This is a genomic window from Methylobacterium symbioticum (assembly GCF_902141845.1).
GTDB lineage: Bacteria > Pseudomonadota > Alphaproteobacteria > Rhizobiales > Beijerinckiaceae > Methylobacterium > Methylobacterium symbioticum.
In genome coordinates, this window is record NZ_CABFPH010000068.1 from 1 (window position 1) to 22,516 (window position 22,516).

The window sequence follows — 22,516 nt, forward strand, 5'->3', positions numbered from 1 at the left end:
GGCGCGCGGGCGAGGAGGCTCACGTAATCGGCGAGCAGCGCGCGCTTCGTCTTGAACGCTGAGTCGCTCGCCACCGCGAAGCTGAGACCCGGCGTGGTGCCGTTGCCGTCGCGCTGCACGCGCACGAGGCCACGCAACGCCGCCCGCGCGCCGCGCGAGCACCGCGCGGTCGCCTATCCCGGCGGCCGCGGTGCGAGCTGGAAGACGGGGCAGGACTCCTACGGCTTCGCCGGCAGCTTCGGCGGCTGCCGCTTCCGCGGCAATGCCGGCCCGAACGGCTACCAGCTCGACCGCACCTGCTGAGTCCGCCTGGATCCGGGGATCACGGCGCGCGCCTCTGGGTTGATCCGGTCCATCGCCCTCACGGATGATGGGCCGGATTGCGACGGGGATCGGACGTGCCGCACAGGGTCAGCGAATCGGATGCGGCGCGGATCGCCGGATTTCGCCCCGCCTCCGGCATGGAGACGCCGCGCTTCGCCGGCCTGTCGAGCTTCATGCGGCTTCCGCTGCGCTCGCCCGAGGCGGCGGAGGGCGTCGAGATCGGCCTCGTCGGCATCCCCTTCGATGGGGCGACCACCAACCGGCCCGGCGCGCGGCTCGGCCCCCGCTCGGTGCGCGAGGCCTCGACCGGCACGCGCATGGTCAACCACGCCTCGGGGATCGCGCCCTACGCGCTCGCGGCCTGCGCCGATCTCGGCGACGTGCCGGTCAACCCGATCGACGCCGCCGAGACGTGCGAACGGATCGAGCGGTTCTTCGGCGGGCTGCGCGCCGCCGCCATCGTGCCGCTCTCGGTCGGCGGCGATCACCTCGTCAGCTATCCGGTCCTGCGCGCCCTCGGGGCCGGACGGCCGCTCGGCCTCGTCCATATCGACGCGCACAGCGACACGGACGACGCGCAATACGGCGGCACGCGGCTCACCCACGGCACGCCGTTCCGTCGGGCGATCGAGGACGGCGTGCTCGACCCGCGCCGCTGCGTGCAGATCGGCATCCGGGGCAGCATGGATGCCGCGGACGAGCGCGACTGGGCCTGCGCGCAGGGCGTCCGCGTGATCACGATGGAGGAGGCGGCGATGCGCGGCCTGCCGGAGGTCGCGGCCGAGGCCCGCGCGATCGTTGGCGCGGGGCCGACCTATCTCAGCTTCGACATCGACGCCCTCGATCCGGCCTACGCGCCCGGCACCGGCACGCCGGAGATCGGCGGCTTCACCAGCCGGGAGGCGCTCGCCCTGGTGCGGGCCCTGCGTGGGCTCGACCTCGTGGGAGCCGACCTCGTGGAGGTGGCGCCCTCCCTCGACCCGACCGGGGTGACGGCGCTCGCGGGCGGGCAGATCGCCTTCGAGATCCTGTGCCTGCTCGCCGACGCGGTGGCGGCGCGCCGGGCGCAGGCCCGGATGGGCTCTCACCAGGCCGACGCGCGCCAAGTCGACGTTCAGGCGAAGACGTAGCCGCCGACGATGCGCAGGCCGACCTCGCGGCCGGCTGCGTAGCGCTCGCCGTCGAAATCCTCGACGAGGAGCGGCCGGCTCTCGCCGCGGTCGACCTCGATGCGCTGCCGCCCCTGGCTGCGGTGCGAGGCGCGCACCGTGCCGTGGAGATGGGCCGCCGCGGGCTCGGTGAGCTGGATCTGCCAGGGACGCACGTAGAGCTTGACCGGGCCGATCAGCCCCTCCGGGGCCACGACGCTCGGCACCGGGCGCCCGTCGACGCGCACCTGCCCGCCCTCGGCGATGGCCTCGATCTCGACGGCGTCGCCCAGGAACTTCAGCACGGTCGCCGAGGCCGGGTTGTCCTGCACCTCGTCCGGCGTGCCGACCTGCTCCAGCCGGCCCCGGTCGAGCACGGCGACGCGGTCGGAGAGTTCCAGCGCCTCGTCCTGGTCGTGGGTCACGAAGATCGTGGTCTGGCCGGTGCGGTCGTGGATCTCGCGCAGCCAGCGGCGCAGGTCCTTGCGCACCTGGGCGTCCAGGGCTCCGAAGGGCTCGTCGAGGAGGAGCACCCGCGGCTCGACGGCGAGCGCGCGGGCGAGCGCCACGCGCTGGCGCTGGCCGCCCGAGAGCTGCGACGGGTAGCGGTCGCCGAAGCCCGACAGCTTGATCAGGTCGAGCAGGTCGCCGACGCGGCGGCGGATCTCCGTGCGGCTCGGCCGGTCGCTCCGCTTCCGGGCATTGAGCCCGTAGGCGATGTTGTCGGCCACGCTCATATGCTTGAACAGGGCATAGTGCTGGAACACGAAGCCCACTGCCCGCTGCTGCACCGGCAGGCCGGTGGCGTCGTCGCCGCCGAACAGCACCCGGCCGCGGTCGGGGAAGTCGAGCCCGGCGATGATGCGCAGCAGCGTGGTCTTGCCCGAGCCCGAGGGGCCGAGCAGGCCGAGCAGCTCGCCGGCCCGCACGTCGAGGTCGAAATCGTGCAGGACGGCCGCCGTGTCGAAGGTCTTCGACAGGCCCTCGACGCGGATCGCCGTGGAGGGGTGGGACCTAGTGCCGTCCGCCGGCGGCGAGATCGCCCGCGTAGCGCCACTCCAGGACGGATTTGAGGAGGAGCGTGACAAGGGCAAGGCCGGCGAGGAGAGAGGCGACGGCGAAAGCCGCGACGAAGTTGTACTCATTGTAGAGGATCTCCACGTGGAGCGGGATCGTGTTGGTGAGGCCGCGGATGTGGCCCGAGACCACGGAGACCGCGCCGAATTCGCCCATCGCCCGGGCGTTGCAGAGGAGCACGCTGTAGAGCAGGCCCCAGCGGATGTTCGGAAGCGTGACGGTGAGGAAGGCCCAGAGCCCGGAGGCGCCGAGCGTCAGCGCGGCCTCCTCCTCGGCGGTGCCCTGCTCCTGCATCAGCGGGATCAGCTCGCGGGCGACGAAGGGGAAGGTGACGAAGATCGTCGCCAGCACGATGCCCGGCAGGGCGAACAGGATCTGGATGCCGTGCGCGGCGAAGAAGCCGCCGAAGACCCCCTGTGTCCCGAACACCAGCACGTAGATCAGCCCCGACACCACGGGCGAGACCGAGAAGGGCAGGTCGATCAGCGTCACGAGCAGGCTCTTGCCCGGGAACTCGAACTTGGCGATGGCCCAGGCCGCCGCCACCCCGAAGACGAGGTTGAACGGCACGGCGATGGCCGCGACGGTGAGCGTGAGCTTCACGGCCGCGATCGCGTCCGGCTCCCGGAAGGTGGCGAGATAGGTCTCCCAGCCCTTCGAGAAGGCCTGCACGAAGATCGTCAGCATCGGCAGGACGAGGAACAGGGCCAGGAACACGATCGCCACGGCGATCAGCGTCCAGCGCACGGCCCGGCCCTCGCCCACCGCGCTCGTCGGCCGCGACACGTGAGCCGGCCCGCTCAGGATGGCGGCGCCCTCAGACATAGCCGAATCTCCGACGGCTCCAGGCCTGGATCAGGTTGATCGCCAGAAGCGTGAGGAACGAGATGCCGAGCATGATCGTGGCGATCGCCGCGGCGCCCGCATAGTCGTATTCCGACAGCTTGATGACGATGAGCAGCGGCGCGATCTCCGAGACGTAGGGCAGGTTGCCCGCGATGAAGATGATCGAGCCGTACTCCCCGACGCCGCGGGCGAAGGCGAGGGCGAAGCCGGTCAGCACCGCCGGGATCAGGGGCGGCAGCACCACCTTCACCAAGGTGGCGCGGCGGCTCGCGCCGAGGGTGGCCGAGGCCTCCTCGACCTCCTTGTCGATCTCGGCGATGAGCGGCTGCACGGTGCGCACCGCGAAGGGCAGGCCGATGAACACCATCGCGATGAAGATGCCGACCGGCGTGTAGGCCGCCTGGATGCCGATCCTCTCCAGTTGCGCGCCGACGAGGCCGGTCGGCGCGTAGAGCGAGGCCAGCGCGATGCCGGCCACCGCCGTCGGCAGGGCGAAGGGCAGGTCGACCGTGGCGTCCACGATCCGCCGTCCGGGGAAGCGGTAGCGGGTCAGGACCCAGGCCACCACGAAGCCGAAGATCGAGGCCGTGAGCGCGGCGAGCAGCGACACGCCGAAGCTGATCCTCAGCGCGCTCGCCACCCGCGGGTCGCGGGCGACGTCGAGGATGCCCGAGAGGCCGAGCCCGGAGGCGCGCCAGACCAGGGCGGCGAGCGGCAGCAGCACGACGAGGGAGAGGCAGGTCAGCGTGTAGCCGAAGGTGATCCCGAAGCCCGGGAGCACGCTCGGCCGGCGGAACTGCCGGCGGGGTTTGCGCGGTTCGCTCATCGCGTCGCCCTAGCGGCCGGCCTTGCTCAGCTGGTCGAACAGGCCGCCGTTGTCGAAGTTCTTCTTCTGGATCGTGTCCCAGTCGCCCTGCAGGTCCTCGATCTTGAAGAGCTTGATCTCGGGCAGGAGCGCGAGGTCCTTCGGGTCGGCGGCCTCGCGCTTGATCGGCCGGTAGTGGTGCTTGGCGAAGATCGCCTGCGCCTGATCGCTGAACAGGAACTGCAGATAGGCCTCGGCCTGTTTGCGGGTCCCCTTCGCGTCGACATTGGCATCGACCAGCGCCACCGGCGGCTCGGCGTAGATCGAGACCGGCGGCACCACGATGTCGAACTTGTCGGCGCCGAATTCCTGCAGCACGAGGAAGGCCTCGTTCTCCCAGGCCGGCAACACGTCGCCGAGGCCGCGCTGGGCGAAGGTCACGGTGGAGCCGCGCGCGCCCGTGTCGAGCACCGGCACGTTCTTGTAGATCTGCCCGACGAAGGCGTCGGCCTTGGCCGCGTCCTTGCCGTCCCGCTCGTAGGCGTAGCCCCAGGCGGCGAGGAAGTTCCAGCGCCCGCCCGCCGAGGTCTTCGGGTTCGGCGTGATGACCTTGATGTCGGGCTTGGTGAGGTCCGCCCAGTCCTTCACGCCCTTCGGGTTGCCCTTGCGGACGAGGAAGACCACGGTCGAGGTGTAGGGCAGGCCCTGGTTCGGCAGCTTGGTGCGCCAGTCGGGGCTGATCTTCTTGGAGATCTTGGCGATCGCGTCGATGTCGGACGGGATGCCGAGCGTCACCACGTCAGCCGGCACGCCGTCGATCACCGTGCGGGCCTGCGAGCCCGAGCCGCCATGAGAGGCGCGCACCGTGATGTCCTCGCCGGTCTTCGCCTTCCACGCCTCGGCGAAGGCGGCGTTGACGTCGCGATAGAGCTCGCGCGTCGGGTCGTAGGAGACGTTGAGCAGGGCGGACTGGGCCTGCGCGTCGACCGGCAGCGTGGCCGCCGCGGTGCAGAGCGCGAGGCCGAGGGCGAGCATCCGGCATGCGAGCCGGGCCCGCGGGGTCCGGTCCTGTCGAGAAGCGCGCTGAACGGCCACGGATACCTCCTGCGATCGACCGCGCCCCGCGCGGCCGTTTGGGATGCCCTGTGGTGTTCGTTTTACAGAACGATGTCAAGCGTCGCTGCGGGCCTGGACCGCACCGTCCACACGGCTCCCGTGATCGCGATCCTCTCTCAACGCCTTATCGGACCTCAACTAAGCGGAAAATATTTTCCGTCCAATCTATTCAGGAGACGGATCTTGCTCTCCCAGCGCGTCCTGAAGAACGAACGTTTCGCTGCGGCCAGACCCGGCCCCGTCAGCGGGTGATCCGCGACGGCGCGATCGGGTCGCTCGCCGGAAACGTCTCTTCGATCGCCTCGTCGAGCAGGCGCTCCTGCCGTTCGCGCAGATCCTCGCCGCGCTCCCGCGGCGGCTGCGGGGCCGCGCCGTCCGCCCGCTTCGCGGGCACCGGCTGGCCCGCGCCCCGGTGCCGGTCCGCCGCGCCGAGGCGCCAGATCAGCAGCGCGACCGCGGAGGTCAGGGCGACGACGGCACCGGCTTTGCGCAGATGCCCCGGGAAGCCGCTGCCCCGCTCGTTCAGCAGACGCCTGCGCGCCCGAATGAAGGCATCGCCGGTCCGGTCCAGATCCGGGCCGAAGAGCCGGGCGCGGGCGGCCGGCACCAGCTCGTGCCGGTGGCGGTGGAGCCAGCGGTCGACGGCGTAGGTGGCGTCCGCGAAGCGGTCGAGCCAGCCGCGCGAGTCCGTCCGCTGCCGCTGCAGCCGGCGGAGGGCGCGCATGAACTCGGCTTCCTCGGCGGCGAGATCGGCGATGAGGCGCTCCGTGCCGGGATCGCGTCGCAGCACTGGATAGAGGCTTCCGGAGAGGGCCTTCGCGTGCCGGTCGAGTTCGTCGATCAGGTCGGCGAGAAGCCGGCTGCGACTGCGCAGCACGTCCGCGCCGGGAAGGGCGGCAGGCATCTCGTGGATCAGATACGCGATATTGGCGTGGTCGCGCTCGATGAAATGCCAGATGTCCATGCGGCCTCCTCCACCCCTGGATGCGCGCCGCTCCCGATCGCGCTGCGACCGGGAGCGGCTCCGAACCTTCGTTTCGAACCGCTCGTTCTCGCCGAGCCATCCACGTCCGCGCAGCGCGCGCGCCTGGTCCCGGATCAAGGCCGTGGGAGCGGGGAAGGTTTCCCGGCCGCTCGCGCCGGTCCCGATCGCGTTGCGAGATCGCCTCGCGGTCCTTGTTGTGACACGCCCTCGTCAGCCGAACCGGTTGCCGGTTCAGCTTGAGAGTGCGAGCCTCAGCCGTTCTGGCGCCGCTTGAGGCTGCTCTCGTCGCCGGAGGACCCCATGCTCGGGCTGGACAGGCCGCTGTTGTTGGCGCTCCCCGCTTGTGCCGCGTCATCGGGGGCGGTCTGCCGGTTGCCGGCATGGTCCTGGTATTGCTCGGTCTGGACGTGCTTGCCGTCGAGGCCGCGCGCGTCGCCGTGCAGACTCTTGTCCCGGTTGCTCAGCACCATGTTCTCCGGAAGGATGCCGTCGGGCAGATCCGTCAATGCGCCGGTCCCGGCCCCCTTGCCCTGCGCGCCCGGACCCATGTGGTGCCTGTTGGCATTCGCCATGATCATCCTCCGTCTTTGCCGTGTCGGGCAGCGTTACGACGTGCCTGGTTGACGAACATGGCCGCGCGTTTCGGTCGTGCAAGCGCGACAAGGACGAATTTATCTGCGGGATTATTGGGAACTTTGTGCGCCTTTTCGGGATGCTGGCGCCAAATGAGCCAAGCTTTAGAGCCGTTCCCGATCGCGTTGCAGTCGGGATGGGTCTAAACCTTTGTTGTGACGCGCTCTCTTGCGCCGAACCGGCCTCGACTCCGGCGGAGAGCGCTCTCGAGAGGCGCCTGCCGTTCCGGTGTGGGCGCAGGCCTGCGTCGGCCCGAGGCGACGGCGCAGCCAGCGCGTCGGATGGAGACAGGTCTTCACCGCTGACCGGCCCCGGATGGATTGACCGACGGCTTGGCCGTTCCGTAAGGGCAGGCATGCGCCGGTGCCTGCCTCGAATGGTCCAGAGCCGCGCGATCATCGGGGTGATCGCGCTCTACGCGCTCTTGCTCCAGGCCTTCCTCGGAGGGCTCGTCCCGCCGGTCTCGGTCTCGGTCTCGGCCGACCCGGAGATCTGCGCGCGGCACGACGCATCGAGCGCCCCCGGCGACCACGGCTCGGCCTGCCGGCATCACGTCTGCTGCACGGCGGTGCAGGGGGCCGGCTGGCTTCCCCCGCTCCCGGCGGGATACGCGACCGTGAACTGGATCCCGGTTCAGGTGGCCTCCGCCGTCTGGCGCGAGGCCGGGCCCGTCCAGGCCCGGGCGCCCCCCGATCGGTCCGTCAGTCCACGAGGTCCGCCCGCACTCTGATCGATCCGCCCTCCCGATCGCTCAGACCCGGACCGTTATCCATGTCGTTTCGTCTTCCAGGCGGCGCCCTGCGCCTCGCCGCGCTTGTGCTCGTCACGCTTCCCCCGGCCGCCGCACGGGCCCGGGAGGGCGCCGACAGCGTCACCCTCGGGGAACTCTCCGTGGTCGGCGAAGGCGGCCCGGCCCGCCCCGCTGCTCCGGGCTTCGGCGTCGCGGCGCCTCAGGGCTCGGCCCCCGTGGTGATCGAGAATCCGGTCGGGCAGGTCGTGACCGGGATCGACCGCCGCAACGTCATCGCGAACCGCCCTGCCACGGGCGTCGGCTCGGTCCTCGTCAACAGCCCCGGCGTGACCGTGCGCCAGGGCAACGGCGCCCGCGACGTCATCATCTCCATTCGCGGCAACAATGCCCGCTCGACCGGCGTGATCAAGAACATGGTCGTGCTGGAGGACGGCTTCGTGGTCACGCAGCCGGACGGGGCCTCGCGTTTCGATTACACCGATCCGCGCGCCTACAGCCGGATCGACGTGTTCCGGGGCCCGCAATCGGCCTTGTTCGGCAACTACGCGACCGGCGGCGCCATCGCCTTCCGCACGCGGACCGGCCGAGAGATCGACGGCTACGAGGTCGGCGTCGACGCGGGCTCCTACGGCTACCTGTCGAATTTCTTCACGGTGGGCGGCGTCAGCGGTCCCGTCGAGATCAGCCTGTTCGCCAGCGACGTGCGGGGCAACGGCTATCAGGACCATGCGAGCTTCGACACGCAGACGATCAATCTGCTCGCGAGCTACACGCCGACGCCCGACAACCGCTTCACCCTCAAGGTGATCAACAACGACCTGCACGCCAACCTCGCGGCGCGCGCCTCGCTGGCCCAGTATCGGATCAATCCCTATCAGCGCGGCTGCCTCGCCGCAGCGAGCGCGGCGCCGGGCTGCACGACCTACACGTACTTCCTCAACGGCGCCTTCGGGCCGACCGTGCCGGTGACGGCGACCGAGGCCGCGCTTCAGCGCAACGACCGCCGCACCATCGTGGCGGCGCGCTGGGAGCACGACATCGATGCGTTCACGACCTGGCGCGTGCAAGCGGGCTTCGACGAGCGCAACTTCAACCAGCCCTTCTACACAACCGCCTCGCGCGGCTCCTACCCGTCCTGGAACCTCCTCACGGATCTGACGCGGCGCGGCGACCTGTTCGGCCTTCCGGCGACCGGCTACGTGGCGCTCGCCTACAACACGATCGACAACCACATCACCACCTTCAACCGCGCGCCCTATGGCGGTCCACGCCTCGGCGCGCTGATCGGCGATCAGGAGGCGGTGCAGTCGAATCTCGGCGGCCGTGCCCGGATCGAACTGGGGCTCTCCGAGCAGTGGACGGGGGTGCTCGGCCTCTCCGCCGAGAACACCACGATCGACGGCCGCAATCTCGCCTACACGACCACGGCCGCTGGTACGGCCCGCACGATCGCGGACGTGAATCGCAGCTTCCTGAACGTCGCGCCGGAACTGGCGCTGGTCTATCGTCCTTCGGAGGCGTGGCAGTTCCGCGGACGCATGGCGGGTGGCTATACGACGCCGGCTGCCTCCAACCTGTTCATCACGCCCGCCGGCCTGCCCGGGAACAACACCCAGCTCCAGACGCAGGAGAATCTCGGCCTCGACCTCGGCGTGGACTGGACGCCGCTGCCCGGGATCTCGGTCAGCCTGACCGGATTCTACGAGTTCTTCCGCAACGAGCTCGTCTCGCAATCTCCCGGTGCCGGGCTGCTCGCCTATACGTTCAACGCCCCGGCCTCGGAGCATCGCGGCATCGAACTCGGCGCCACTTGGGATTTCGGGCCCGGCTGGCGCGCGACGGTCGCCTACGGCTTCAACGATCAGATCTACACCGATTACGTCGAGCAGATCAGCGCTGGCAGCCTGAGCCGGCGTTTCGACCGGGCCGGCCGGACCATTCCCGGCGTGCCCGCCCACCAGCTCCTGGCGCGCCTCGGCTACGACGTGCCCTCCGGCCCGCTCGCCGGCCTCGGCGCCTTCGTCGAGACGGTGGTCCAGGGCGACTTCTACCTCGACAACGCCAATCTCCTGAAGGCGCCCGGCTACGCGGTCGTCAACGCCAACCTGCATTACGACACGGACCTCGTCGGCGCCGACGCGAAGCGGCTGAGCCTCTATCTCGAGGTGCGCAACCTGTTCGACACCGTCTACGTCGCCTCGGCGCAGAACCTCGCCAATACGATCAGCGCGTCGACGGGCCTGCAGAACGGGGCTGCCGTGCTCGCGACGACGACGGGCTCGATCTACGCGGGCGCCCCGCGCAGCTTCATCGGCGGCATGAAGCTGTCTTTCTGATGCCGCGGCGGGGGGCGGTCTCGGGACCGCTCCTGCGAACCACCCTGTGAACCGCCCGGCATCCCTGGCGTTGGCCTCCTGAGACGGTTGCCGCTTGGATCAAGCGGCAACCGTCGCTCAGGCGCCGCGCGGCGCTCGAGCGACGCCGATATCCGCCATCCCGAAGGGACCACCCCGGATGTCGGACGAGACCGGCGGCGCGACCCGCTCGTTTGGCGCGATCGCCACGTCGCCTCGAACACCCAGGCCGGCGACGCAAGACGTGCCGGGCCGGGCCACGCAGCAGAACAGGGACACAGAGCATGACGAGCAAGCCCCCGCCCGTGCCGCCCGACAACCGCTCGGACAAGGGACCGGGCAGCGCGTCCGAGGCCCCGACCGCCACCGGCCCCAAGGGTTCGACGCAGGCCGGCGACCCGGACAAGCTCGGCCAGGCCGGCAACACGAAGGTGAACACCACGCACAAGGGACATCAGCAGGACCGATGAGCAACGCGACCAAGACGCCGGCTGCGGACCGCCACCAGGGCGGCCCCGGCAGCAGCCACCAGAACGCCGAGAAGCCCGGAGAGCCGGACAGCCATGGTCCGACGCCCGGCTCGCCGACGAGCGACACGCGCTCCCATGTCTCCGGCGGAGGCGGCGAGCGCGACCGGCATCACCGCCACAGCAGCGCGGGGCACGCGCCCGACCGCTCCGACCGTTCGCACTAGAGCCGCCCCCGATCGCGTTGCAATCGGGGGCGGCTCCAAGTCTTTGGTTCGGCGCGCTCTCGCGCGCCGAACCGGCATCCCCTTCGGCTTGAGAGTGCTCCAAGAGCCTGTTCGAGCCGATCGAACGGGTGTCGATCCGGCGTATCCCCGCCGCGCACCTCAGGATGAGGTGGTTGGGTGGGAGGAGCCGGATCTCTGCATGACGATCGGTCGACCCCGCCCGAACAGGTTCTAAGCTGCGACGGGCAGCCAGTCGCAGAAGGCGCGCACGGCCGGCTGCTCCGCCTGAGCCTCGGGCACGTAGGCGTGGTAGCTGCGCGCCGGCAGCGCGGGACCGGCGAACGGGAGGGTCAGCCGCCCCGCCGCGACATCGTCGGCGATCAACCGTTCCGGGCCCATCGCCACGCCCAGCCCGTCGAGGGCTGCCTGGAGCGTCAGGTAGAAATGCTCCAGCGTGACCGATGCCTGCGGCTCCAGATCCGGCACGCCGGCCGCCTGCAGCCACTGGCGCCAGACATCAGGCAGCGTCGCCGAATGCAGCAGCGTGCACTGCGCGAGCTGCGCCGGCTCCCGCAGCGACAGGCGCCTCTGGAGTGTCGGGCTGCAGACGGGCATGCGCCGCTCCGTGAGGAAGGGCTGCCCGACATAGCCCGGCCACCGGTCCGGGCCGCCCCGGATGGCGACATCGAAAGGCTCGATGATCTGTGCGAGCGGCACGTTCGAGGTCGTCAATCGAATCTCGACGGCAGGATTGGCGCGCTGGAAGGCCGAGAGGCGCGGGATCAGCCAGCGCAGGGTGAAGGTCGCCAGCGCGTTCACGTGCAGCACGCGCGCCCGGCCACGCTCCATCTGCCGCGCCGTCGCGAGCGCCACGCGGTCGAGGGCCGCGCCGATCTCGGCGAGATAGCTCCGCCCGGCCTCGGTCAGGACCACGCGCCGGTTGTGCCGCTCGAACAGCGGGAGGCCGAGCCAGGCTTCGAGCGCCTGCACGTGCCGGCTCACCGCGCCATGCGTGACGCTGAGTTCGTCGGCCGCCCGGGTGAAGCTCTCGTGACGGCCCGCCGCCTCAAAGGCCTTCAACGCGTTGAGCGGCGGCAAGCGGCGGTGCATGCGTCAGCTTTCCTCACGTGAGCGTCAGCATAAGACGTTTGTCAGCGTGGGACGAGAGCCCCATCCTGCGGGCCATGACCACCGACAGCCCGCTCTCGCCCGACCTGCATCGCGGCGCATCGACCGAGGCCCCGCGCGACGCGCGGCGCACGCTCGCGGTGGTGGGGCTCAATCACGCGCTCCACGACGGCTACACCGACCTGATCTATGTGCTCCTGCCGGTCTGGCAGGCGGAGTTCGGGCTCGGCTACATCGCCCTCGCGGTGGTGCGCTCGCTCTATGCGGGTGCGCTGGCCGGCCTTCAGATTCCCGCCACCGCGCTCGCCGGCCCGCTCGGCGCGCGCACCGTGCTCGTGCTCGGCACCCTGCTCAGCGCCGGCGGCTACGCCCTCGCTGGCGCATCCGGGGGGCTCGTCGGCCTCTGCGTCGCCCTCGCGCTCTCGGGGGCCGGCAGCAGCACGCAGCACCCGCTGGCCTCCGCGGTGATCGCCCGCGCCTACGGGACGGCGGCCCGCGGTCCGCTCGGCACCTACAATTTCGCCGGCGATGTGGGGAAGGCGGCGCTGCCGCCCCTCGTCGGCTTCCTGCTCACGCAGTCCGACTGGCGCTCGGTTCTGTGGCTGGTCGGCGCCGCCGGGGGCGTCGTCGCGCTCGGGGTGGCCGGTCTGCTGCCGCGCCCATCCGGGCCACGCGGCAACAGGCCCGGCACAATGGCCGTTCGCCCATGCGTCGCGCCGCAGCAGACCGGCCGAACCGGCTTCGGTCTCCTCGTGGCTATCGGCATGCTCGACAACGCCGCGCGCCCGGCATTCCTCATCTACCTGCCCTTCCTCCTCCAATCAAAAGGCGCCGCCTTTGCAATCGTTGGCGTCGCATTTACTCTCGTTGCCGTCGGCGGTGCGCTGGGAAAAGCAGTTTTCGGCAGAATCGGCGAGCGTATCGGTGTGACGCGCAGTGTAATCCTGACCGAGGCTGGGACCGCGGCGGCGATCCTGGCCGTCGTCGCCCTGCCGCTCTCCCCCGCACTGGTGGTGTTGCCGGCGTTAGGTCTGATGCTGAACGGCACCTCCTCCGTGCTCTACGGGACTGTGCCGCAGCTCGCGCCGGGGGCACGCGTCGAGAGAGCCTTCGCCATCTTTTACACTTGCACGCTCGGCGGCAGCGCGCTCGCGACGCCCCTGCTCTATGGCCCATTGGGCGACGCAGTCGGACCGGAATGGGCGGCCGCAGCGGCTGCGGCCACGGCCTGCGCCGTGATCCCGTTGATGCTCGCCCTTTCGCCCCGGCTCTCCGCACACGCGCTGTCACGGGCTGCGTGAGGTGCCTGGCGCCGTGTCGGCCTTGCTATGGCGGAAGCGGCTGAGACTGACTCGAGGCACGAGCGCATCCGTTCGCACTGCGGAATACAGTCTTCATCCGTACCGATCGAACGCGGATCTCTGGGCCAGTGCTGCAGGCGGTGCGGACGTTACGGGGATGACGGCTCGCAAAAGTCCGCGATGAGGCCGACAACCAGATCGGTCGCAGTACGGACAATGGTGTCGCCCTTGCTGAATGCGTGACCGTTAGGCCGAACGGGATGCGGAACCGGGCGCGAAGCGGCTTGCCGGACGTGGAAGGGCGAGATGATCGCGCAAAGTATCCCCGGCATAATCGGTGCGGAAGAGGCCACGCCGTTGCAGGATCGGTACGACCGCGTCGGCGAAGATCTCCAAACCGTCCGGCAGCACATCCGGCATCAGATTGAAACCGTCTGCCGCGCCCGCTCGAAACCACGCCTCCATGTCATCGGCGATCTGCTCCGGCGTGCCGACGTGAATGCGGTGGCCGACACCGCCGCCGAGGGCCCGCAGGAGCTCGCGCACCGTCAGATTGCCTCGGCGCGCCAGCGCTACGGTGCCGCGGAACATCGTGTGATTGGCGTTTTCCGGCAGCGGCAGAGGATCGGGCAACGGCTCGTCGAGGACCAGCCGCTCGACCGGAACCTGCAGCGTACCGGCTAGCCGGGCGAGGCTGTACTCGACAGGTACCTGCTCCCAGAGTTCCTCCTGGCGCCGTTGCGCCTCGGCCTCGGTCGAACCGATCACAGTGGCGAGTCCCGGGAGGATCATGATCGCGTCCGGCGCCCGACCGTAGCGGATGGTCCGCGCCCTCAGGTCCCGGGCATAGGCGACGCCATCCTCGATGGTTTGAGCGAGCGAAAACACCGCATCGGCGGTTGCTGCGGCGAGTTCCCGCCCGTCATCCGATCCGCCGGCCTGCACCGTCACCGGCCGCCCCTGCGGGCTCCGGGGCAGCGTGAGCGGGCCCTCGACGCTGTAATGGGGGCCGCGATGGCGGATCGGGTGGACCTTCGCGGGATCCACGAAGCGCCCGCTCGCCTTATCGCCCAAGAACGCGTCGTCCTCCCAGCTGTCCCACAGGGCGTGCACGACCTCGGTGAATTCGCGGGCGCGTGCGTAGCGGCTACCATGCTCCACGGGGCCTTCGCGGCCGAAGTTGCGACCGGCCGCCGCATCGGCCGTCGTCACCACGTTCCAGCCTGCTCGTCCGCCGCTGACGATGTCGAGGCTGGCGAAGCGGCGCGCGATGTTGAAAGGCTCGTTGTAGCTTGTGGAGGCGGTTGCGATCAGGCCGACATGACTGGTTGCGGCGGCAACGCTCGCCAGCACGATGGTCGGCTCCAGAGCGTTGATGGGCCGGTAATCGACGCGATCGTTGATGGCGGGTGTATCGGCGAAGAAGATCGCATCGAATTTCGCCTTTTCTGCCACCCTCGCGACGTGCACGAAGTGGTCGATGCTCACGAAGGCGTCCGGTCGGCTGCCCGGAAGCCGCCAAGCGGACGGGTAGACGCCCGAATGCAGCAGGTTGACGTTGAGGTGCAGCTGTCGGGCGCGCAAAGTCATTGTCTCGGCGGCTCCTCAGCGGATGCGGGGCAGGACGGCGTCCGCGAAGCGGCGCATCTCAGCCTCGAAGGGCTGAAATTGCAGCATGAACAGCTCGATGCCGGCCTCATGAAAGCTACGGATGCGGTTTGCCACCGTCTCGTAGCTGCCGACCAACCCCGCCGCAGTGCCCCCATTGGTGCCGACATGACGGCTCGATGCCGCCTCCGTCTTGGCGAACATCACGCTTGCCGCATCGGTGCGAGCGCGGGTCTCGGCGCGCAGGGTCGCATCCCGTTGCGCGAGGGCGAGGAGTCGGGCGTGCTCGTCTGCCGCTTCCGCGTCGGTTTCCCGCGCGATCACGAAGGCGGAGAGACCGTAGCGCAGCGGACCATTCGCGGCCGGGCGGCGCGCAACATCGGCGATCAGCGCCCGGACCTCGTCAATTGGCTGGCCGTTGATGAACCAGACGTCGGCTTGATCAACCGCGAGTGCGCGGGCCGGCTCGGATTCGCCCCCGAGATAGATCCTCGGGCGTACGCGGAAGGTGCCAGCGGGCCGGAGCTGATAGTCCTCGATCCGGAAATGATCGCCCTGGATGGAGACGCGTTCGCCGCGCATCAACCGGCCCACGCAGTCGATCCACTCGCGGCCATAGGCATATCGGTCGTCATGGGCCGGGAAGGGCAAGCCGGCCCGCTCGAATTCCGCGCGGTTCCAGGCATTGACGAGATTCAGCGCGAAGCGGCCGCGCGCAATATGCTCGATCTGCAGCGCCATCTTGGCGAGCACGACCGGATGGTAGAGCCCCGGCTTGATCGCAGCGATGATCTCGATCCGCCGGGTGAGCGCCGCCAGCGCAGCGGCGGCGGTCCAGGCCTCCAACTGATCACGCTCGTCGTCGAAGGGGTTGGCCGTGTGCTGGGCGATCAGAACGGAGTCAAAGCCCAAGGCTTCGGCTTCCAGGACGAGGGCGCGATTGCGCTCCCAGCTGGCATCGTCGGGCTCGTCGGGATCGTGATGGGCGGCGCGAGAGCCGTGGACGGCGGCCCAGATTCCGAAGCGAGGGGCGTCAGACATCGGCGTTCAGCCCTTCACGGTGGATGGCCGGAAGATCTTCACGTCCGTCGCGTCGATCCGGCGCGGTATGAGCTTGGCCTCGAGGAACACGTCTGCGATATCCTGCTGCTCGCCGAGTTGCGCACGCTCAACCGGCTCGACCGTGTAGCTGCGCCGGGCATTGGCTGCCGCGACCACGGCGGGCGGCAAGTCACCCCAGACGGGTGCGAGCAGCGCGACCGCCGCCTCGGGATTGGCCTTCACCCAGCGGCCCGCCTCTGAGAGCGCTTCGTAGACGGCGGAAACCACCTCCGGGTGCTCGGCGACGAACCGGTCGTTGACGAGATAGTACCGATGGTAGCTTGTCAGCCCGGTGCCGTCCGCGACGGTGCGCACAGGGCGCTTGGCCTCTGCGAAGGCGAGGAATGGATCCCAGATCGACCACGCGTCGATGCTGCCCTTCTCAAACGCCGCAGCCCCTTCAGGCGCTTGGAGATAGGCTGGCTTGATGTCGGCGAAACTGAGGCCCGACCGCTTGAGCGCGGCGGCGAGCACATAGTGGCTACCCGAGCCGCGCGAGACGCCGACGGTGCGGCCCCTCAGGTCCGCGACCGTCCGGATCGGGGAGTCGGCGGGCACGATGATGGCTTCGGCAGATGGCGCTCCGCGCTCGCGAGCGTAGAAGGTGAGTGGCGCGCCAGCGGATTGCGTGAAGATCGGCACCGCATCGGCCACGTCCGCATGGATGTCGACGGCACCCGCGTTCATTGGCTCGATCACACTGGTGAACAGGTGCCAGGACGGTTCGAAGCCAAGGGGCGCGAGACGCTCCGCCAGCGTGCCCCGGACCTTGAGCACGGTGAACAGCACCGAGGAGCGTTGCATGCTGATCTTCACAACGCGCCCGGCGGCATGCACGGCCGGCGCGCCCATGGGCATGCCGATCGCGGAGGCGGCTACCGTGCCGAGCCCTCCACACAGGACGGAGCGGCGGGTGGTCAAAAGCCTGCGCGAGGCACCGTCAGTCATAGCGAGCTCCGGATGAGGGGCCTGGAGCGGAATGCGATCCCCTGCCGGGCCTCCTTTTATGAAACCCAGAAGGATCGGTCTGTTCAACGGTATGTGCTTGCAATTTTGCGTTCAATTTCAGATTTTTATTCTATTTTATTTGTGAGATGGGGAATATGTTATCTGCTGATCGGTCCATCTGGAAGTGACAAAATCGTATCTTAATCCTTAGAGATAGTCAGAAATGATTGCAGCACGAGGGTAATCATTTCGACAAATAGGTGAATAATGGTATATGTCTCTCTCTCGTGCTTAAAATTGGCGCTTATATTTCATTGACGCTCGGCGCTTGCGGCGGCGATACACCGCTGTTGCAGAGTGACGTGCTGCGCTGCTTGTAAGGCGCAACACGGTGTCTGATCTGTCGTGACATTGGATGGGATGACTGGGCGATGAGGCAGACGGATGCGGGCTGGGGCGCCGGCCCGAGCGTGCGCTACGAGGACCTGGCCGACCGTTTCCGGCCGATCTTCGCCGAGATCCGAACCACGGCGGTCGAGCGCGACCGCGCGCGCAGGCTTCCACATGCGGAGATCGGTTGGCTGCGTGAGGCCAATTTCACCACCCTGCGCCTAGCGCCGGTCTCCGGCGGCCATGGGGCGAGCCTGCCCGAATTGTTCAACCTGTTAATCGAGCTGTCCGAGGCCGATTCCAACGTCACCAACGCCCTGCGCGCCCATTTCGGTTTCACGGAGGATGTCCTCTGCTCCACCTCCCCAGAATGGCGTATCCGCTGGATAGAGCGGATCGGCAGTGGCGAGACGGTCGGCAGCGGCGTCTCGGAAACGGGGCAGGCCAAGGTCGGCCAGTTCGACACCGTGGTTCGTACGCGCGGTGTTGAGCGCGTCGTCGAGGGGCAAAAGTTCTACACCACAGGCTCTCTGTTTGCGGACTACATCCACCTCTCTGCGCAAGACGAGGACGGACAGCCTGTGGTTGCCGCTGTGCCGACCCGTGCGCCGGGTGTCACCATCCTGGACGATTGGGATGGGTTCGGGCAGGCGCTGACCGCCAGCGGCACCGTGCATTTCGAGGGCGTGGTCCTCGCGCCTGAACTGATCAAACCCGATCCGGCGCGCTTTCCGTACGCGATGGGATTCTTTCAACTCGTGCATCTGGCCACGCTTGCGGGTATCGGCAGGGCGGCGGCAAACGACGTCGCCCGATTGGTCGCCGAGCGCACCCGTGTCTACAGTCATGGCAATGCCGGCCGTACGGCGGACGACCCTCAAGTCCAGGCGGTCGTTGGACGGGTACGCGGTAACGCGTATGCCGCGGGCGCGATCGTCCTGAAAGCCGCAGCCGCTCTGGAGCGCGCTTATGAAGCTCATCTGGCCGGTGCGGCGAGTCCGGCCGCCGAGCATGCAACGGCGCTCGCCGACGTTGAGGTCAATCAAGCCGTGACGGTGGTGACTAGCCTCATTCTGGAAGCGACGACCGGACTGTTCGACGCGCTTGGCGCTTCTGCCGTGAAGGAAGGGCTTGGCCTCGACCGTTATTGGCGCAACGCTCGCACCATCGCCTCGCACAATCCGCGGATCTATCGCGATCGTATCGTCGGAGCTTTCGCGGTGAACGGGAGTGCGCCGCCGCGGCAGTACCGCGTCGGAACGGCCTGAAGAGTTTGTGCACACGCAGGCACAGGAGGCGCCTGCCTCCAGCTCATTGCCGGCAGCGTGCTCGGATGGTCGCGCTGGCGCAGTCTGAACTTATTCCGTGCTGCTTGGCGCGCTCGCTTGGCAGCCGCTGACACGCGCCAATGCTATTGAATGCCCGGGCGGATCGACATCGTCGTTGAGGTCGTCGATGCGGTCTGCCGTGGATCGCGTCCAGCACATGCTCGTGGATCCGGCTCACCTGCTTCGAGGTGAGCCGGATCGGTCTTCAGGTGCGCGGCAGAGTGTGGAGCGCCTTCAGAAAGACATCAATTTCTGCGCGGGTGTTGTAGAAGGCGAGCGAGGCGCGAACCGATTGATCGACGCCGAAGCGGCGAAGTGCCGGCAGGGCGCAATGGTGACCGGAGCGCACTGCGATGCCATGCGCGTCAAGATGGTGGGCTACCGCCTCGTTCTCCTGTCCCGCGATCGTGAAGGACATCACGCTCGCCTTCTCACGGGCCGTGCCGATCAGGCGCAGCCCCTTCACCTCGGCGAGGCCGCTTTGCGCGTATTCGAGGAGGTCGTGCTCGTAGGCCGCGATTGCGGGAAGCCCGACGCTTTCCAGATAATCGAGCGCCGCACCGAGGCCCACCGCCCCGGCGATGTCTGGCGTGCCCGCCTCGAATTTCTCCGGTGCGCCCTTATATATGGTCTTCGTGAAGGTGACGTCCTCGATCATGTGGCCGCCGCCCTGCCAGGGCGGCATCGCCGCAAGCAAAGCACTCTTTCCGTATAGTATTCCGATGCCGGTCGGGCCGAACACCTTGTGGCCGGAGAAGACCAGGAAGTCGGCGTCGAGGGCCTGCACGTCCAAGGGCATATGCGGCGACGATTGCGCGGCGTCGACCAACACCGGCACGCCGTACGCATGGGCGAGCGCGATGATCTCGGCGATCGGGTTCACGGTGCCGAGGGCGTTCGCCACATGCGTCACCGAGACGATCTTCGTGCGGCCCGAGAGCAGGGCCGCGTATTGCTCGAAGATGATCTCGCCGCGGTCGTTGACCGGGATGACCCGGATCGTCGCCCCCGTGGCCTGGGCGAGCAGCTGCCAGGGCACGATGTTGGCGTGGTGCTCGATCGTCGAGACGATGATCTCGTCGCCCGGGCCGATATGGGCCCGGCCGTAGGAATTGGCGACGAGGTTGATCGCCTCGGTGGTGCCGCGCAGGAAGACGATGTCGTCCTTGCTCGGCGCGTTGAGGAAGCGGCGCACGGCCTCGCGCCCGCCCTCGAACAGGTCGGTGGAGCGCGCCGCCAGGGTGTGCGCCGCCCGGTGGATGTTCGAGTTGTGGCGCCCGTAGAACTCCGAGGTCGCGTCGATCACGGCCTGGGGCTTGTGTGTGGTCGCGGCGTTGTCGAGCCAGATCAGCGGATGGCCGTTCACGCTCTGATGCAGGGCCGGGAAGTGCCGGCGCACATGCTCCACGTCGAAGGGCGCCGCCACCGGGCTCGACCTCTGCGCGGTCAGGCGCGGAGCGGGGCCGGGCGAGCGGGTCGGCTCGACGCGGGGGACGGCGGGGGCCTTGCGGGCCGGCCGTGGCTCGCGATCCAGGAAATAGTAGTCGGATGGTGGAGCCTCGGGCGCCCGCGACAGGCGGCCCGTCCGGGCGAAGCTCTCCTGCGCCTCGTCCACGCCCGCCCGCGACGGGTCGGCCGGCACCAGGTGGGGGGCGAGCGCCCGGGCGAAGGCGGCGGCGCGCGGGTGGTCCGCCGCGATCTGCCGGTACAGGTCCGGGCCGCCCGGCAAGGTGGTCGGCAGCGCTGCGGGGAATGCGAAGTCCGGCAGGACCGGCCGCGGGCTCGTTGGATGGACCGGCGGGATCGCGGCCGTGTCGAGGAAGGCCGGGCTCGCGGGCGCGAGGTTGGGCAGCGTCGGCCCGGACAGGCCGGGCAGGCCGACCGGCGGCGCGCCGAAGGAGCGGGCGGCGAGCGCCTGCGCATCCGGCTGCAGGCCGGAGGGCTGGCCCCCGGCCGGGGCCGAGGGCAGACCGACCGCGCCGTTCGGGAGCGGTGCGCCGGCGGGCCCCTGCGGCAGGCTCTCCAGCGCCTGCGGGATCTGCGGTCCCGCGGGGATCGCCGGGGCGAAGGGCTGGCTCGCGGCCTGCCCCTGCCCGTAGATCTCGCGGGCGAGGCGCCCGACGAGATCCGCGTGGGCGAGCTCGCCCGGGTTCCCCGAGGGGAGACCGATGGCCGGCGCCTCAGGCGTAGTCATGGTAGTTGCCGAGCAGCACGTTATCGAGACGGGCGATCGCGTCCTCGACCAGCACCGCGGCCGAGAAGTAGCGGGTCACGAGGTGCGAGGCGATCGAGTGGTCGTTGGTGCCCATGTAGCGCACCGACAGGCCGGGCTCGATCTCGCCGGTCACGCCCGACTTCTGCAGGCCGACCACGCCCTGCTCGCCCTCGCCGACGCGGAGCAGCAGGATCGAGGTGGTCTGGGCGCCGGTCACCGGATCGATGTCGATGGGGAGCTTGTCGCTCGGCACCAGCGGCACGCCGCGCCAGGTGATGAAGGGCGCGCCGAACAGATGCACCACCACCGGCGGCACGCCTCGGCGCGTCGCCTCCCGGCCGAAGGCCGCGATGGCGCGGGGATGCGCCACGAAGAAGGCGGGCTTCTTCCAGACCAGGGTCAGCAACTCGTCGAGATCGTCCGGAGTGGGCGGGCCGCCGCGGGTCGGGATGCGCTGGCGCCCGCTGGCCTCGTTGAGCAGGCCGAAGGCCGAGTTGTTGAGCAGCTCCCATTCCTCGCGCTCCTTCACCGCATCGACGGTGAGGCGGATCTGCTCGCGGAGCTGGTCGATCTCGTTCGAGTAGAGGTCGGTGACGCGGGTATGGGTGTTGAGGATCGTCTGGATGGTCGAGAGGTGGTACTCGCGCGGATCGACCTCGTAATCGACGAAGGTGGTGGGCAGGCGCGGCTCGCCGGCATGCACCGCCAGCAGCTCGATGCCCTGCTCGCCGTAGGAGTTGGTGTGACCCTTGAGCCGGTCGCGCTCCTCCTGGTGCTGGGCGATCCTGGCGCGAATCTCGTCGGTCTCGACTGCGGCGCGGTCGAGGGTCAGCAGGGTGACGGCCGAGAGCGCCTTGACGGCGGGCGCCGGCGCGGCCTCGCCGACGAGGTCCCCGTCGCCGAAATAGTCGCCCCGCGTGGCGAGCCCTTGGCGGAGGCGGCCCTTATAGGGGCCCGACAGGGTCAGCTCGACGGTGCCGTCGGCGACCACGACGAGGCTGCGGCCCTTCGAGCCCTCCTCGTGAATCACCTCGCCCGCCTTGTGCGTGCTCTCGGTGAACTTGCCCGCGAGGGCGGCAAGTTCGGCATCGCCCAGGCGGCTGAACAGCGGCACGGCGCGGAGCGACCCGGGACGGATCGCCCGGCCCTTGTCCTCGGTGGCGAGATCGATGCGGCCGGGCTTGGCCAGCACCACAGCGCGACGGTTGACGCGGTAGACGCCGCCCGGAACATCCACGAACGGTAGCAGCCGCAGGAGCCAGCGCGGCGTATTGGCCGCGTTCTGGACGGAGGTGACGGTCGCCGTCGCAAGATTGCGCGCGGCTGAGGCGCTGACGCTCAAACCGGGTCCGCTCATCGTCTGGTCACTCCTGCCGTCTGGTTCCGGTGCTGGGTCGGGCGGCGTCCGGCCCCGCTGTGGGGCCGCGGCACGCGAAGGTGCAGCCGCGAGGAAGCATTCCCGCGTCGATCTCGGAAGAGAGACCGCGCGGATCCGGCCGAGATCTGGTCGATCCGGCGCAGTGAAAGTATCAATTGGCCGGTTCGGCGGATTCGCTCCGCCGGTCTCGGCGATGTAGGGATAAGCTCAGCGACGAAGCTCGGTCAACGGAATGATCTTCTAAAATGATCGCTGGGCCGAGATGGACTTGCTCTGGTGCATCGCATCCAAAGAATGCGGTGCTGCAAAAGACGAGATGAGTAGAAATATGTTCTTCCGCCGAGCGGGGCTGCCGGGGCGGGAGGTGCGATTTTCCCGAGCAGGAT

Annotated in this window: 20 protein-coding genes and 1 pseudogene; 8 read left to right on the forward strand and 13 right to left on the reverse strand. The window is 69.1% G+C overall.

Features of this window, described 5'->3' with window-relative positions; all coding sequences use genetic code 11:
- Positions 1-143 (reverse strand): annotated as a pseudogene (locus MET9862_RS30205) (ABC transporter substrate-binding protein); the annotation flags it as partial.
- On the opposite strand from MET9862_RS30205, the gene MET9862_RS29525 reads away from it, so the two are divergent.
- Together MET9862_RS29525 and speB are read left to right on the forward strand one after the other, a co-directional pair.
- A complete protein-coding gene (locus MET9862_RS29525; protein ID WP_210248122.1) occupies positions 97-303 on the forward strand; it encodes a hypothetical protein in 207 nt (68 codons plus the stop codon). The pseudogene MET9862_RS30205 and the gene MET9862_RS29525 overlap by 47 nt on opposite strands.
- Before the next feature lie 158 nt (positions 304-461).
- Entirely contained in the window at positions 462-1,454 is a 993-nt protein-coding gene (gene speB, locus MET9862_RS19770; protein WP_142584626.1) for an agmatinase, read from the forward strand.
- Here speB and MET9862_RS19775 read toward each other — a convergent pair.
- From MET9862_RS19775 to MET9862_RS19800, 6 genes are all read right to left on the reverse strand, one after another.
- Positions 1,439-2,467 (reverse strand): sulfate/molybdate ABC transporter ATP-binding protein, encoded by a 1,029-nt coding sequence (locus tag MET9862_RS19775; RefSeq protein WP_244612809.1) that lies wholly within the window; start codon positions 2,465-2,467, stop codon positions 1,439-1,441. The two genes, speB and MET9862_RS19775, sit on opposite strands and share 16 nt — an antisense overlap.
- Positions 2,468-2,486: 19 nt before the next feature.
- Positions 2,487-3,374, reverse strand: a complete 888-nt coding sequence (gene cysW / locus MET9862_RS19780) for a sulfate ABC transporter permease subunit CysW (protein WP_142584604.1) — start codon at positions 3,372-3,374, stop codon at positions 2,487-2,489.
- Positions 3,367-4,221, reverse strand: coding sequence for a sulfate ABC transporter permease subunit CysT (gene cysT / locus MET9862_RS19785; RefSeq protein ID WP_142584605.1), 855 nt, complete (start codon positions 4,219-4,221; stop codon positions 3,367-3,369). The genes cysW and cysT overlap by 8 nt, the downstream gene beginning before the upstream one ends.
- Positions 4,222-4,230: 9 nt before the next feature.
- The gene (locus tag MET9862_RS19790; protein WP_142584628.1) at positions 4,231-5,235 is read right to left on the reverse strand and encodes a sulfate ABC transporter substrate-binding protein; all 1,005 of its coding nucleotides are present in this window, start codon (positions 5,233-5,235) and stop codon (positions 4,231-4,233) included.
- A gap of 322 nt (positions 5,236-5,557) precedes the next feature.
- A complete protein-coding gene (locus MET9862_RS19795) occupies positions 5,558-6,280 on the reverse strand; it encodes a hemerythrin domain-containing protein (protein WP_142584606.1) in 723 nt (240 codons plus the stop codon).
- 272 nt (positions 6,281-6,552) lie between these two features.
- The gene (locus MET9862_RS19800) at positions 6,553-6,873 is read right to left on the reverse strand and encodes a hypothetical protein (RefSeq protein ID WP_142584607.1); all 321 of its coding nucleotides are present in this window, start codon (positions 6,871-6,873) and stop codon (positions 6,553-6,555) included.
- 437 nt (positions 6,874-7,310) lie between these two features.
- Between MET9862_RS19800 and MET9862_RS19805 the strand changes: the two genes are divergently transcribed.
- From MET9862_RS19805 to MET9862_RS19820, 4 genes are all read left to right on the forward strand, one after another.
- The gene (locus tag MET9862_RS19805; RefSeq protein ID WP_244612808.1) at positions 7,311-7,664 is read left to right on the forward strand and encodes a hypothetical protein; all 354 of its coding nucleotides are present in this window, start codon (positions 7,311-7,313) and stop codon (positions 7,662-7,664) included.
- Between the two features lie 41 nt (positions 7,665-7,705).
- Positions 7,706-10,021, forward strand: coding sequence for a TonB-dependent receptor family protein (locus tag MET9862_RS19810; protein ID WP_142584609.1), 2,316 nt, complete (start codon positions 7,706-7,708; stop codon positions 10,019-10,021).
- Positions 10,022-10,323: 302 nt separating this feature from the next.
- Positions 10,324-10,509 carry a hypothetical protein gene (locus tag MET9862_RS19815; protein WP_142584610.1) on the forward strand — a complete coding sequence of 62 codons (186 nt, stop codon included), beginning with the start codon at positions 10,324-10,326 and terminating at the stop codon, positions 10,507-10,509.
- On the forward strand, positions 10,506-10,733 hold the full coding sequence (locus tag MET9862_RS19820) for a hypothetical protein (RefSeq protein ID WP_142584611.1): 228 nt from the start codon (positions 10,506-10,508) through the stop codon (positions 10,731-10,733). The genes MET9862_RS19815 and MET9862_RS19820 overlap by 4 nt, the downstream gene beginning before the upstream one ends.
- A 231-nt stretch (positions 10,734-10,964) precedes the next feature.
- On the opposite strand, the gene gcvA is transcribed toward MET9862_RS19820, so the two are convergent.
- On the reverse strand, positions 10,965-11,843 hold the full coding sequence (gene gcvA / locus MET9862_RS19825) for a transcriptional regulator GcvA (protein WP_142584612.1): 879 nt from the start codon (positions 11,841-11,843) through the stop codon (positions 10,965-10,967).
- Positions 11,844-11,917: 74 nt separating this feature from the next.
- On the opposite strand from gcvA, the gene MET9862_RS19830 reads away from it, so the two are divergent.
- Positions 11,918-13,162, forward strand: a complete 1,245-nt coding sequence (locus MET9862_RS19830; protein WP_142584613.1) for an MFS transporter — start codon at positions 11,918-11,920, stop codon at positions 13,160-13,162.
- 246 nt (positions 13,163-13,408) lie between these two features.
- Here MET9862_RS19830 and MET9862_RS19835 read toward each other — a convergent pair whose 3' ends face one another.
- Genes MET9862_RS19835 through MET9862_RS19845 form a run of 3 tightly spaced genes read right to left on the reverse strand, consistent with a single transcriptional unit; the run spans position 13,409 to position 16,819 of the window.
- Positions 13,409-14,746: an LLM class flavin-dependent oxidoreductase gene (locus tag MET9862_RS19835; RefSeq protein ID WP_142584629.1), complete on the reverse strand. Its 1,338-nt coding sequence runs from the start codon at positions 14,744-14,746 to the stop codon at positions 13,409-13,411.
- Between the two features lie 21 nt (positions 14,747-14,767).
- Positions 14,768-15,811, reverse strand: a complete 1,044-nt coding sequence (locus MET9862_RS19840; protein ID WP_142584614.1) for an LLM class flavin-dependent oxidoreductase — start codon at positions 15,809-15,811, stop codon at positions 14,768-14,770.
- Between the two features lie 6 nt (positions 15,812-15,817).
- Positions 15,818-16,819: an aliphatic sulfonate ABC transporter substrate-binding protein gene (locus MET9862_RS19845; protein ID WP_142584615.1), complete on the reverse strand. Its 1,002-nt coding sequence runs from the start codon at positions 16,817-16,819 to the stop codon at positions 15,818-15,820.
- 431 nt (positions 16,820-17,250) lie between these two features.
- On the opposite strand from MET9862_RS19845, the gene MET9862_RS19850 reads away from it, so the two are divergent.
- Positions 17,251-18,477: an acyl-CoA dehydrogenase family protein gene (locus MET9862_RS19850; RefSeq protein ID WP_142584616.1), complete on the forward strand. Its 1,227-nt coding sequence runs from the start codon at positions 17,251-17,253 to the stop codon at positions 18,475-18,477.
- A gap of 265 nt (positions 18,478-18,742) precedes the next feature.
- On the opposite strand, the gene MET9862_RS19855 is transcribed toward MET9862_RS19850, so the two are convergent.
- Together MET9862_RS19855 and MET9862_RS30495 are read right to left on the reverse strand one after the other, a co-directional pair.
- The gene (locus MET9862_RS19855; RefSeq protein WP_142584617.1) at positions 18,743-20,731 is read right to left on the reverse strand and encodes a family 2A encapsulin nanocompartment cargo protein cysteine desulfurase; all 1,989 of its coding nucleotides are present in this window, start codon (positions 20,729-20,731) and stop codon (positions 18,743-18,745) included.
- Complete coding sequence (locus MET9862_RS30495; protein ID WP_142584618.1) at positions 20,718-22,109, reverse strand: family 2B encapsulin nanocompartment shell protein; 1,392 nt, start codon at positions 22,107-22,109, stop codon at positions 20,718-20,720. The genes MET9862_RS19855 and MET9862_RS30495 overlap by 14 nt, the downstream gene beginning before the upstream one ends.
- Positions 22,110-22,516: the final 407 nt, after the last annotated feature.